We start from the raw sequence: 12,379 nt of genomic DNA, 5'->3' as shown, positions 1-12,379 counted from the left end.
GCTCGACGCGCCGGCGCCCTCTACACTCGCCGCGACCGTCGCGCCGCGGCTGGCGCGACCCCAACGCCCGACGGAGATCCCCAGTGAGCAACCATCCCGCATTGACACCTGGCCGCGTGGCCGTGGTGACCGGCGCCGCCAGCGGCATCGGCCTCGCCGCCGCCGAGCGCTTCGCGCGCATGGGCCTGAAGGTCTGTCTCGCCGACCTGGACGGGCCGGCGCTGCGCGAGGCGTTCGCGCGCGTCGCCGCGGTCGCGGCCGGCGGCGAGGCCGACGTGCGAGCGGCCCCGACCGACGTCGCCAGGCTGGAGGACGTGCAGCGCCTGAAGCAGGTCGCCTACGACGCGTTCGGCGAGGTGGCGGTCCTGATGAACAACGCCGGGGTCGGCGACGGCGCCAAGCCGTGGAGAGACATCGAGCGCTGGCGCCGCCTCATCGAGGTCAACCTCTGGGGCGTGATCCACGGCGTGCACGCGTTCACCGAGGCGATGCTCGCGCAGGGCACCCCGTGCGCCATCGTCAACACGGGCTCGAAGCAGGGCATCACCACCCCGCCGGGCGACGCCGCCTACAACGCCTCCAAGGCCGGCGTGAAGGTGGTGACCGAGCAGCTCGCTCACGAGCTGCGCAACGTCGCCGGCAGCAAGATCACGGCCCACCTGCTCATCCCGGGGTACACGTTCACCGGCATGACCGCGCGCGGCCCGGAGAAGCCCGCGGAGGCGTGGACCGCCGAGCAGGTGGTGGACATGATGATCGTCAGCATGGGCCGGGGCGATTTTTACGTCCTCTGCCCGGACAACGCGGTCACGCGCGAGATGGATGAGCGCCGCATCCAGTGGGCGGCCGACGACCTCATCCGGAACCGACCCGCGTTGTCGCGCTGGCACCCCGACTTCGCGGAAGCGTTCGCGGCCTACATGGCGGGCGCGGCGAAGCCCTGACGCGTAGGGCTCCTCCGGAGCAGGAGCCCTGTGCGGGCGGATGCAGATTCATGCCCACGCACACCCCACGGCGTCGCGCTGCCCTGGCGCCGCCGCAGCGGCGTGGGGCCGTCCCCGCTCCCGTCCCGCGCGATCGACGGACCCATGATCGTCTCCGATCGCGGCTGCGATTGTAAAAAGAAGATCGGACTGGATGAGCTTTTAGCGCTCATGTAAAAACGATGTTTCATCTCTGCTGACGGCCGAGGCGATTACAGCCTCACGGACTCGGAACGCTCCGCCTGTTGCTCTGGCGCTCGGGTCCGATGTAGAAAACCTGCGATTCGCCCCTCGACGAACGGGCGCGCGCGTCCCAGTCTACGCGCACCGGATATGCTCGCGCTCCCGACACAGCCGCTTCAGAGCCACTGGTGCAACAAGGGCACGGTAAATATCTGGTGTCCTGCGCCGGCGTTGCTGGTCACGTGCGTCACCGGGGTGCTCGTCGAAGAGGGCGCTCAGGCGATCGAGGAGGTGATGTTGCGCCGGGTCGCCGCGGACGGCCGCGTCCTGGTCTTCAACGACTGGGAGGCGATGACCGACTATGATCTCCCCTCGCGCACGCGGCTGACCGAGGCGACGATGTCCGTTCTCGATGCGATCGAGGGAGGGCACTTCCTGCTCGGGTCGAAGGTCGTCGTCTTCGGGGTTCAGGTCGCGAACACGGCCATCCGCAAGCTCACGGTCCACCCGTCCCGCGCCCTGTTCGAGCGCGCGTTGCAGGACGCGATTCGGGAGCGCACGCCGGTCGGGATGATGTAGCATCCTGTCGTCCGTGGCCGCCTCTGATGGCGAGGTGTGCCGAGCACCCCGGCTAGAGGAGGCGCTGTTTATCCGGGCGAAGGAGCCGACGGTTCGGCGCCATCACCGATCACGCGATGCTCGCTCGAGCGCCGACCGAAGTTGGGCGTACGTGGGAGCGAGCGCCCGGAGCGCGGCGGCGGCGGCGCCCCTCTATCCTCGCAACGAATCGTTAGTGATTCTAACCATAAGCGATCCTAACTATCAGCGCGACGATGAGAAGAGCCGTGGAGCGAAGGCCGCTCCCGAGGCCGCGGCGACCTTCGAGCTCTGCTTCGGCGAGACCGCCCCGCACGGCCTCATCGCATTTCTGTCGGGCGGGGAAGCGCTATCGAGCGGCTAAGATGTATCCTGGTCATCACCGCCCCTGAAGAGCTCCCGGAAGAACCGCTCCCGGTGCAGCAGGAAATCGCGCGTGAGCGCGAAGTGCTCCGTCTCCTCGTACGCGACCTCCGCGATGCCGTCCTCGGACAGCCGGTAGATCGTCGCCCCGGGATACGCGAGCACGATGGGCGAGTGCGTGGCGATGATGAACTGCGACCGCCCCCGCTCGACGAGCTCGTGCATGTGCGCGAGCAGCGTCAGCTGCCTGGCCGGCGACAGCGCCGCCTCGGGCTCGTCGAGGAGGAAGAGGCTCTCGGGCTTGAACCGGTGCTTCACGAGCGCCAGGAACGACTCGCCGTGCGACTGCTCGTGCAGCGACGTGCCGCCGTAGAACTGGGTCGCGCCCAGCTCGTCCACCTGCGTGGCGACGTTGAAGAAGCTCTCGGCGCGCAGGAAGAAGCCGTTCTTCTCCCGCCGCGCCCCGCGGACGAGCCGCATCGCGGCGTGGAGCTCGGACTCGGAGCGCCGGGTCGCGAAGTTGAAGCCCTTCGAGCCGCCCTCGGCGTTGAAGCCGGCGAGCAGCGCGAGCGCCTCGATGAGGGTCGACTTGCCGGAGCCGTTCTCGCCGACGAGGAAGGTCACCTTGGGGTCGAGCGCGAGCTCCTCGAGGGCGCGCACGGCGGGGATGCTGAACGGATACCTCGAGAAATCCTCGACCCGCTCGCGCAGGAGCTGGACGGAGCGGATGAAGCCCCCCGGGAGGTGTGCGCGCTTCATGACGCCGCCGAGGCGGCGCCACGCGCCCGCCCGCGCGCCTCCCGGGGCGCCACGAGGCTCGGCGCTGCGCCCGCCTGCTCCCCGGACGAGCGGCCGAGGGCGGCGCGCAAGGGCGAGCAGGAAACGAGCCCGCCGCATGCAGAAGGGTACGTGCGCATGCGCCGAGTATAGCCGGCGGCGCAGCCAGGTGAATCCCACCCCTCCCCGGTCCGACGACGCGCCCTTTGCCGGTCGCTCGCTCCCCTCCCCCGCCGCTCACGCCGGCAACGCCGATGGCCCGCTGTCGCCGCCGCGTGACAGCGGCTGTCCACGCGGCGGTCACCTGTCACGCCGCGGTACCACCTCCACGCGACGAGCGCGGGCGATCCGCGGATCCTGCGCCGCTCGCAGGGGTGGCACGGCGCGTGCTGCTTGTCTCCGGCGCGCAGCGCGTGCGAGCATGGCCCCTTGCATCCTTGACGGCCAGCTCGCCGGAACGAAGGCTCGAAACTCTTTGGACGAGGAGATCGCAATGATGCGCTCTGTCGGTGCGCTCGGGATGGCGATGGGCGTCGGGCTCTTCACGGCGGCTTGCGGGGAGGCGCCGCAGATCGAGGGCGAGATCGCGGGGCCGGGGCTCGAGGCGACGTGGGACAAGCCCGGAACGCAGGACCCCAACGGCACCCCCAAGAGCGCCTGGCACGCGTGGAAGGGGCCACTCGTGGACGCGCTCCTGCGCCCGTTGTTCCCGGGCTACGACCCGCTGGACCCCGAGAGCAAACCGGAGCTCAACCCGGAGATCCTCGCCATGGGGTTCCTCGACGACCCGGGGGGGCAGGAGGTCTTCGATCACGCCTTCCGCTGCGCCGTCGAGGGAGGCTTCTCCATCACCCACGGCGACCACGAGTACAAGGGACGAGGGGTGGTGGCCGGCGCGTCGAGCTGGGCGCAGGGCGCGCTCCCCATGAACGTGATCACCAACGTGCTCGAGTGCGTGATTGCGTTCGTCAACGACAAGACCGATGGGGTCAGCGTCCTGCTCACGGGCCCCCTGGTGAACGACGACCCGGAGGAACACCACGGCTTCATCTACGGCGAGGCGGTCTGGTGCGCGAACGTCGTCCCGGTCACGAGCTCCTCCACGGGCGCCGTCACGGTCACCTACGACGTGGGCGTGGACGTCTACGTCACGGAGGCCTTCGCGAGGGGGTGCGGGCTCGACCCCGCGGCGGCGCTGGCGCAGCGGTACTGCTACGAGCAGGGCTCCTGCGGCCTCGACTACAAGGGATTCCTCAAGGACTACCCCACCGAATGCGTGGTCGACGGCGACCCGAAGTACGGCCGCTACACCTGCAACGGGAAGCCGTGCACGATGACGTGGCTGACGGACCCCAAGCCGCCCTGGTGCGAGCGGCCGCGTCGACTGACCCCCTGAGCCCCGCGGGCGCCGCTCAGGGCGCGCCGGGGCCAGGCGCCTCGCCCGCGAGCCGCCGCGCCTCGGCGGCGCGCGCGCCCACCGTCCGGACGCGCAGCGGGTTCGCCTGGATCGCCGCCTCCAGGGCCTCGGCCTCGCGCAGCGTGGCCTCCCACCGCCCGGCCGCGTCGGGCGCCGCCGCGGCGCGCAGGCGAAAGAGCCCGCCCTGGGCCGCGAGCGCGCGATCGGACCGCGGGTTCAGCCGGAGCGCCGCGCCCGCGTGCCGGAGCCCCTCGTCGATCTCGGCCGCGGCGTCCTGCCCGCGCCCGGCCCGGAGGGCGGCGCGGGCCTCGTGAAGCTCGGCCAGCAACGCGTACGGCCGCGGATCGGCGGACGGCTCCCCGAGCAGCAGGGGGCGGAGCGGGACGAGCGCCGCGTCGAGCCGCGCCGCGTCCGGAGCGCCCCGCCGCGCGCTCCACCGGAACGCGAGGAGCTCCGCCTCGACGCGCTGCACCCGATCCGACACGTCCCAGGGCGCCTCGGCGATCCGGCGATCGAGCGTCTCGCGCACGATCCGCAGCGCGTCCGCCGGGTCCTCACCCCGCGCGAGCCGGACGCGCGCCTCGAGCATCCCCAGCATCCCCCGCAGCGACTCCGGATACGCGGCGACGCCCGGCGCCACCGCCCGCGCGCTCGCCTGGACCCGCTCGAGCGCCGGGCCGGGATCGACCCCGGCCTCCAGCGCATGCAGCGCCAGCGCGTGCTCCAGCCAGAGCCGCCAATAAGGGGCCCCGGTCCAGGACGGATCGTCTCGATGCATGGCGTCGATCACCCCGTGCATCCGCTGGACCGCCGCCTCGGGGGAGCGCCCGGTGCGGACCAGGTGCTCGACCTCGTAGAAGCCGGTGGTCAGCCGGGAGGTGCGCGCGCTGCCGAAGCCAGGGTCGATCGAGAGGACCTGGTCGCAGCGGGCCTGAGCGCGCTCGAACGAGCTCTCCGGGTCGAGGCCGCGCAGGGACTCGTAGCGGCCGCGCTCGGCGAGGACGACGCAGAGCTCGTTGAGGGCCCAGACGAACGCCGGATCGCGCTGGAGCGCGGCCTCGTAGCCCTGGATGGCGCGCTCGAGAGCCTCGCCCTGGTCGCGGCCGAGGTGGTCCGCGTGGTAGGCCCGCGCCCGGAAGACCAGGGCGACCGCGTACCGCGCCATGGCGTCGTCCGGGCTCCTGGTGATCGCCTCCTCGGCGCGCGCGAGCGCCTCGCCGAGGGCCGCCTCCGCGTCCTCGCCCTCCTGCATCCCGCTCGCGACCCACCAGGCGAAGCAGCCGTGGACCCACGCCAGCTTCACGTACGCCTCGGGGCTCCGCGGGCTCGCCGCGATCGCCCGCGCGCAGGCCTCCCGCGCCCGCTCGAAGCTCGGGCGCATCGAGGCGCCGTGCTTGCCGGCGGCGTTCATGGTCTGGGTCCAGAGCTCGCACGCGCCAGCGTGGACCGAAGGGTCGGAGCGGCCGTGATCCGCGGCGATCCGGTACGCCTCGGCGGCGCCATCGAACGGGCCCTTCATCTTCTCGAAATCGAAGGTGGCGGCGTCGTGGCGGTAACGGCTCCCGATCGCGAAGAGCACGTCGCCCTCCAGCTTCTTCGCCTCGTGGAGCCACGGCGCCCCCGCGAACGCTTCCCGGGCCTTCTCCAGCGCCGCCTCGTGCCGCCCCTCGGCGAGCGCGAGCAGCCCCTCGGCGTACGCGGGCGCCTCGAGGGCCGCGACGGCGCCGTCGAGCGCCGCGCGGAGGTGCGCGACGGCCGGCGCCTTGAGCTCGGCCTCGAGCGCCGCGATCCGCGCCTCGCGCTGCGCGGGGTTGCGGATGCGGCGGGTCTCCTCCAGGCCGCGGCGGTAGAGCTCGGAGAGCGCCGCCCCGGCGGCGTAGTCGAGCCCCGGCGACCGGTACCCGGCCCGCTCCGCCGCGCGGAGGTGCTCGAGGGCGGCGGCCGGCTCCTGGAGCGCGAGCAGGCCGCGGCCGAGCGCGTACTCCCCGGGGCCGCGGCCGGCCTCGCCCGCCTGCGCCATGCGGGCCTCCACGGCCCGGAGCCGGGCGCGGACCACGTCGCGCTCGCGCTCGACGTCGTGGAGCGGCATCCCGTGGGCGCCGCGGAGGAAGAGCTCCATCTCCTTCACGGTCTCGCCGAGCTCGCGCGCGAGCGTGGCCTGCTCCGCGGCGGCGCGGCGGCCCCGCACGAAGACGCCGGCGACGACCAGCGCCGCGACGACCAGCGCGGCCGCGCCCGCGACCGCCGCCCGGTGCCGCCGCGCCTGCCGGGCGAGGCGGCGGCCGAGGGAGGCGCGGCGCGCGAGCACCGGATCGCCGTCCAGGAAGCGCTGCAGGTCCTCCCCGAGCGCCCGCGCCGACTCGTAGCGGGCGCCGGGCTCCTTCTCGAGGCAGCGCATCACCACCGCCTCGAGATCCCGAGGGACGTCGCGGTCCAGGGTCCGGAGCGGCGGCGCGTCGTCCTCGAGCACCTGGCGGAGCACGTCCATCACCGCGCCCCCCACGAACGGCGGCCGGCCGGCGAGCAGCGCGTAGAGGGTCGCGCCCAGGCCGTAGACGTCGGTCCGCCGGTCGAGGGCGCGCACCCGCCCCGCCGCCTGCTCGGGCGCCATGTACGCGGGGGTTCCGAGCAGGGCGCCGGTGAGCGTGGGCCCGTTCTCCCCGGCCTCGCGCGCGATGCCGAAGTCCATGAGGTACGGGCGGTAGGCCCCGTCCTCGCCGCGCTCGAGCATGACGTTGCTCGGCTTCACGTCGCGGTGCACGAGGCCGAGCCGGTGCGCCTCGTGGAGCGCCGCGGCGACGGCCCGGACGGCGCGCACCTTCTCCTCGAGGGTCAGGTCGCCGCGCGCCTCCTGGAGCGACCGGCCGTCGATGTAGCGCATCACGAGGAAGGGCACGTGATCGGCGACGCCGGCCTCGTGGACCTCGCAGACGTTCTCGTGGCGGAGCCGCGCCTGGGAGCGCGCCTCGCGCAGGAAGCTCCCGTCGACCTGCGCGCCCGCGGCGAGGAGCTTGATGGCCACGCGCCGGCCGAGCCGGAGATCCCGGGCCCGGTAGACGACGCCCATGCCGCCCCGGCCGAGGAGGTGGAAGTCCTCGAAGCGGGCGTGGAGCGAGGGCGGGATCGGCGAGGGCGCCTCCGGCGCGGCGCTCGGGCGGCGGCTCTCCTCGCCGAGGCCGAGGTCGGGGGTGGGCTCGGGCGCCGCGGGCGCGGCCTCGGGTGCGCCGGGCGCGCCGTCGGGCAGGACGCCCGGCGCGGCGGGCGGGGCCGGGCCGGTGACGGTCGCGTCGTCGCGCCCGCGCCGCGGCCACGGCGGGGTCGCGATGCGGGGGTCGTCGGCGTCCGTGGGCCGGATCATCGGGCGCGGAGGCCGTGGCGCTGGATCAGCCGGTGGACGAGCTGGCGGGAGACGCCCATCGCGTCGGCCGCGTGCGAGATGTTGCCCCCGTGCTGGCGGAGCTTCTCGGTGACGTAGGCGCGCTCCAGCTCCTCCAGCACGACCTCCCGCGCCTCGGGCAGCGGCAGCTCGAGGAGCCTGCGGAGGCGGGCGTCCCCGGGCCCCGCGGGCGCCTCGCCGGAGGGCGCACCGCCGGAGGAAGCTGCGCCGGATGGATCGAGCCCCTGAGGCGCCGGCGGCGCGGCGCCGACGATCTCGTGCAGCAGCTCGGGGAAGAGGACGAGCCGCGCCACGGTGTTCCGGAGCTCGCGCACGTTCCCCGGCCAGTCGTAGGCGTCCAGCAGCGCGAGCGCGCCAGGCGGCAGGTCCGCGAGCGCGCGCGGCGGGTCCCGCGCCGCGAGGAAGCGCTCGACGAGGAGCGGGAGGTCGTCCTTGCGCTCCCGGAGCGCGGGGACGTGGACCTCCACCACCGAGAGCCGGAAGTAGAGATCGGCCCGGAACGAGCCCTCCTGGGCCTTCGCGCGCAGGTTCCGGTGGGTGGCCGCCACGATGCGCGCGTCGAACGGGACCCACTCGTTCGACCCGAGGCGCCGGATCTGCCGCCCCTCGATGGCGCGGAGCAGCTTCGGCTGGAGGTCGAGCGGGAGCTCGCCGATCTCGTCGATGAAGAGCGTGCCCCCGCTCGCCTGCTCGAGCAGGCCCGGCCTCGCCGCCGCGGCGCCCGTGAACGCGCCCCGGGCGTGGCCGAAGAGCTCGCTCTCCACCAGGTTCGGGGCGATGGCGCCGCAGTCCACGACCACGAAGGGGCCGTCCTTGCGGCGGCTCCGCGCGTGGATCGCCCGCGCCAGCACCTCCTTGCCGGTGCCCGACTCGCCGAGCAGGAGCAGCGTCTCGTCGGTCGGGGCCGCGCGCTCCAGGCGGGCGAACAGGGCGCGCATCGGGAGGCTCCGCCCCGCGGCCTCGCCGAACGCGTCCGCGGCCGAGAGCGGCAGGACCGCCGCGGGGCCCGCGGGGCCGACGACGATCTCGGAGCCGCCGACCGTGGCGGGGACGCCGGGCGGGAGGAAGGCCTCGCGGATGCGGACGTCGCGGATCAGCGTGCCGTTCTTGCTGCCCAGGTCGCGCAGGAGCACGCCCTGCTCGGTCAACCGGATCTCGCAGTGCCTGCGCGAGGCGCGCGGATCGGCGAGCACCAGATCGCAGTCGGCGCCCGCCCCCACGACGATGGGGCGCAGATCGAGCGGCGCGGCGAGCGTGCGCCGGTCCGGGAGGGCGACCGTCACGGAGAGCGCCGGGAGCCGGAGGGAGCGCCCCTGATCGAAGCTCGTGAGCGTGCAGGTCGCCCCGGGATCGTCGCCCATGATCGCCATGGTGCCCTCGAGGGGGGCCGCGTCAATCAGGAACCAGCGCGCCCGCGGGGCCGCGCCGGCGCCCGCGGGGCCGCGCCGGCGCGCCGGGAGGACCGCTGTCATGCCGCCGCGACAGCCGCCGTCGCGCGCGCGTGACAGCTGTTCCGGCGGCGTTCCGGCGCGGGGCGCGGCGCTCGCCCGCGATGCGCGGATCGGCCTGAAAACGCGGCGATCCGCGCCGCCCGTCAGCGCGGCACGTCGGTTGCGATGCGCCCTCATCGAACGCGGCGAAACGCGGATTGAGGAGGATGCGGACATGACGTCTCGGTACAGCGGCGCGGGCAAGGTGGAGCACCAGGGGATCATCGGCGCGCGGGGCGGGGCGAGGCTCGGGCTCGTCGGGCTCGCGGTGCTGGCGAGCGCGGTCTCGATGAGCCGCCCGGCGGCCGCGGTGAGCGCCGAGCCTGGGCTGCGCGAGATCCCGCTCGACGCGACCGGCGCGACCTTCCGCGCCGAGGTGATCGGCGACGAGCACTTCGACTACCTGCGGATGGCGGACCGCACCGTCGTCGTGCTCAACGACCTCTCGGGCGACTACGAGGTCGCCGAGCTCGGCTCGACCAGGAGCGGCGCCGTCGCGCTCGTCCCCTCCGGGGTGCTGGTCCGCGATCTCCGCGCGCAGGGCGGCGCCGTGGATCCGGCGTTGCTCCCGCGCATCGACGCCGAGGAGCTCGACGCCCTCTGGGAGGCGGCGATCCCGCGCGCCGCGGGCGCGCTCCCGCGCGCGGCGGGGCTGGCCGCGACCTCCGCGATCCGGCGCCCGCTGCTCACCATCCAGCTGGAGTTCACCCAGGGGGGCGGGATCGCCCTGCCGGGCGCGTTCACCGGCAACTTCGAGACCGACATCGCGCACTGGAAGCAGACCCTGTACGGGAGCCTCCCGGGCTCGGTGAACCACTATTACGCCGACATGTCGCGCGGGAAGTTCTCGTTCACCCGCGCTCGGGAGACGCAGGGCACGGCGAACGACGGCATCGTCCGGGTCAAGCTCCCGTTCGCGCACCCGAACAGCAAGAAGGACTTCGCGCTCCTCGAGCCCTACCTGAAGGAGGCGCTGGTGATGGCGAACCCGTTCGTCGACTTCGCCTCGTACGACGTCAACGCCGACGGCAAGGTCCGCGGCGACGAGCTCAACGTGCTCTTCGTCGTGGCCGGCTACGAGACCTCGAACGGCAGCAAGACGCCGTCCGTGTGGGCTCACGCCAAGCCCTTTGAAGCGCCGATCACGCTCGACGGGAAGGTCCTCCCCGGCTACGCCGCGATCGGCGAGCGGCAGGTCCACAAGATCCGCGGCGTGCCCACCACCATGCCGGCCACCGTGGGCGTCATCGTCCACGAGCTCGGGCACGCGGCGATCGGCCTGCCGGATCTCTACAAGGGCCCGACGCCGGTCGGGGCGTGGTGCGTGATGGCGAGCGGGAGCTGGGGGAGCACGGACGGGGCGCCCGCGGGCTCGGTGCCCGTGGCGATGGGCGCCTGGAGCCGGGTCAAGGCCGGCTTCCTCGCGCCGACCGTGATCGAGCCCGGGGCGCCGGCGCACGACATTCCCATCGTCCAGTCGGCCGGCGCGGAGCTCTTCGGGCAGAGCGTCGCTCCGACGATCTACAAGATCGAGACCTCGGATCCGGACCAGTACTTCCTGGTCGAGAACCGGCAGAACGAGGGTTATGATCGCGGTCTGCAGCGCTGGTTCGACTTCGAGGACGTCTCCGGCGGCGTGGGGATTTACCGGATCGACGAGGCCAGGGAGGCGAGCGCCGGGAAGGTCGCCTTCATGGCGGGCAACCCGAGCTCGCCGAGCTCCCTCGCCAACCTCTACAACGCGGAGGGCGGCCGGACCTTCACGCCGCTCACCGATCCGAGCAGCGACGACGCGGACGGGCAGTTCACCGGCCTCTCGATCACGGGCTTCAACGCCGCGGGGCCGATCATGCTCGCGCACGTGAGCTACGTGCCCTTCGCCTGCAACGCGATCACCGCGTCGGTGGCGGAGCACGAGATCCACGGCCGCGCGCAGAAGCAGATCGTGGACTTCGGGGACGGGCAGATCTTCCTCGGATACCGCACCACGGGCGCGCACGAGGCGCTCGGGCTCGACAAGAGCGAGGTCGTCACGCTCCACGTGGAGGCGCCGGGCATGTGGAGCGTGGGGGGCTGCGACTGAGCGGAGCGACCTCCTTGTGCTGACAGGAGACGCTCCCCTCGCCGGAGCGAGCCTGAACGGGTAGAGTCGCGGTCGCGATGGGGCGCGTCACCTGGGGCGAAGGCAACGTGATCGACGTCGAGACCCGCAGGGGGCTCTTCGTCCTCGCGCAGATGTGCAGGTCTCCCTACCTCCTCTTCTTCCGTCACTTCCGCCGGGATCGCGGCTGGCATGGGACACGGCTCGCTCCGACGGACGTCCTCTTCTGCGCGGCCGTCACCCGGCAGTTCCTCGGGTCGAGCACGATCGGCCGGGTCAAGGGCGTGGCGCCGTTGAACATCGACCTCCCGACCGTGTGGATCCACCCCGACGCGACGAGTCGGCGGGTGACGGTCTGGGAGGGCACGCCTCACGAGCGCTCGTTCATCACGATCGGTCGCGGCGGGGCGCTCGTGCGCAAGGACGTGAACCGTCACGCCGGAGGTCCGTTCAAGCATCCGAGCGGCGTGTTCGACGAGCTCCTCGAGCCGTCGATCGCCGACATCGAGACGATCGAGCGGCACGAGCTCACCTCCATCGCCGTCTTCCCGCTCCTCCAGGAGCGCCTGTTCCTCTGCCATGGCGCGGGGAAGAGCGTCGATCCCGAGAAGCACCTGCTCTTCGATCTCCCCATGCCCCTCGCCTTCGAGCCCTATATCGCGCTCATCGTGGCGACGACGGAGGAGGAGCGCCGTGTGTTGCAGCGGCGATACGTCGCCGCGTAGACCTCTGAACCGTCGGCCCGCACTTATTCCCCTCGGCCTTAGGCGCGATCCAACGAGTTCACTCGGCTGTGTAATGTTGTCTACACCACGCTGAGCGGGCCCAAGACGACGGGCGAGCTCTGCGCCCATTTCGTCGACTGGGATCGCTGCACGGTGATGCAGCACCTCGGCGTGCTGGAGAAGGCCGAGCTCGTGATCATCAAGCGGGAGGGACGCCATCGCTGCAACTACCTGAACGTGCTCCCCATCAAGCGGATCCACGACCGGTGGATCAGCCCCTACGCCACCGCCGCGGTCGATCTCCTCGATCGGCTGAAGCGCGATCTGGAGACGTGACGCGGGAGGC

8 protein-coding genes and 1 pseudogene are annotated in these 12,379 nt (G+C 72.9%); 6 read left to right on the top strand and 3 right to left on the bottom strand.

Annotated elements, in window-relative coordinates; genetic code table 11:
• Positions 1-83 precede the first annotated feature (83 nt).
• Both WME98_RS44185 and WME98_RS44180 read left to right on the top strand, forming a co-directional pair.
• On the top strand, positions 84-944 hold the full coding sequence (locus tag WME98_RS44185; protein ID WP_437947630.1) for an SDR family NAD(P)-dependent oxidoreductase: 861 nt from the start codon (positions 84-86) through the stop codon (positions 942-944).
• Between the two features lie 372 nt (positions 945-1,316).
• A complete protein-coding gene (locus WME98_RS44180; protein WP_437947629.1) occupies positions 1,317-1,745 on the top strand; it encodes a hypothetical protein in 429 nt (142 codons plus the stop codon).
• 378 nt (positions 1,746-2,123) lie between these two features.
• Here WME98_RS44180 and WME98_RS44175 read toward each other — a convergent pair whose 3' ends face one another.
• A complete protein-coding gene (locus WME98_RS44175) occupies positions 2,124-2,885 on the bottom strand; it encodes an AAA family ATPase (protein WP_020735859.1) in 762 nt (253 codons plus the stop codon).
• Positions 2,886-3,396: 511 nt separating this feature from the next.
• Between WME98_RS44175 and WME98_RS44170 the strand changes: the two genes are divergently transcribed.
• A complete protein-coding gene (locus tag WME98_RS44170) occupies positions 3,397-4,299 on the top strand; it encodes a hypothetical protein (protein ID WP_437947628.1) in 903 nt (300 codons plus the stop codon).
• A 16-nt stretch (positions 4,300-4,315) separates the two neighbouring features.
• Here the strand turns inward: WME98_RS44170 and WME98_RS44165 are convergent, their stop codons facing one another.
• Together WME98_RS44165 and WME98_RS44160 are read right to left on the bottom strand one after the other, a co-directional pair.
• On the bottom strand, positions 4,316-7,678 hold the full coding sequence (locus WME98_RS44165) for a protein kinase domain-containing protein (RefSeq protein WP_437947627.1): 3,363 nt from the start codon (positions 7,676-7,678) through the stop codon (positions 4,316-4,318).
• The gene (locus WME98_RS44160) at positions 7,675-9,189 is read right to left on the bottom strand and encodes a sigma 54-interacting transcriptional regulator (protein ID WP_437947626.1); all 1,515 of its coding nucleotides are present in this window, start codon (positions 9,187-9,189) and stop codon (positions 7,675-7,677) included. Before WME98_RS44160 ends, WME98_RS44165 begins: the two co-directional genes overlap by 4 nt.
• Positions 9,190-9,382: 193 nt before the next feature.
• Between WME98_RS44160 and WME98_RS44155 the strand changes: the two genes are divergently transcribed.
• The 3 genes and pseudogenes from WME98_RS44155 to WME98_RS44145 form a co-directional block, all read left to right on the top strand.
• Positions 9,383-11,290 (top strand): M6 family metalloprotease domain-containing protein, encoded by a 1,908-nt coding sequence (locus tag WME98_RS44155; protein WP_437947625.1) that lies wholly within the window; start codon positions 9,383-9,385, stop codon positions 11,288-11,290.
• 77 nt (positions 11,291-11,367) lie between these two features.
• A complete protein-coding gene (locus WME98_RS44150) occupies positions 11,368-12,033 on the top strand; it encodes a hypothetical protein (protein WP_437947624.1) in 666 nt (221 codons plus the stop codon).
• 99 nt (positions 12,034-12,132) lie between these two features.
• Positions 12,133-12,369, top strand: a pseudogene (locus tag WME98_RS44145) (ArsR/SmtB family transcription factor); the annotation flags it as partial.
• Positions 12,370-12,379: the final 10 nt, after the last annotated feature.

The organism is Sorangium sp. So ce296 (assembly GCF_051529605.1).
GTDB classification, from domain to species: domain Bacteria; phylum Myxococcota_A; class Polyangia; order Polyangiales; family Polyangiaceae; genus Sorangium; species Sorangium cellulosum_D.
This window is presented reverse-complemented; position numbering and strand designations above follow the sequence as displayed.

Bases quoted from the DNA above. Each gene is read 5' to 3' on its own strand.
- WME98_RS44180 (WP_437947629.1), top strand. From the start codon at position 1,317: ATGCTCGCGCTCCCGACACAGCCGCTTCAGAGCCACTGGTGCAACAAG.
- WME98_RS44175 (WP_020735859.1), bottom strand. From the start codon at position 2,885: ATGAAGCGCGCACACCTCCCGGGGGGCTTCATCCGCTCCGTCCAGCTC.
- WME98_RS44170 (WP_437947628.1), top strand. From the start codon at position 3,397: ATGATGCGCTCTGTCGGTGCGCTCGGGATGGCGATGGGCGTCGGGCTC.
- WME98_RS44165 (WP_437947627.1), bottom strand. From the start codon at position 7,678: ATGATCCGGCCCACGGACGCCGACGACCCCCGCATCGCGACCCCGCCG.
- WME98_RS44160 (WP_437947626.1), bottom strand. From the start codon at position 9,189: ATGACAGCGGTCCTCCCGGCGCGCCGGCGCGGCCCCGCGGGCGCCGGC.
- WME98_RS44155 (WP_437947625.1), top strand. From the start codon at position 9,383: ATGACGTCTCGGTACAGCGGCGCGGGCAAGGTGGAGCACCAGGGGATC.
- WME98_RS44150 (WP_437947624.1), top strand. From the start codon at position 11,368: ATGGGGCGCGTCACCTGGGGCGAAGGCAACGTGATCGACGTCGAGACC.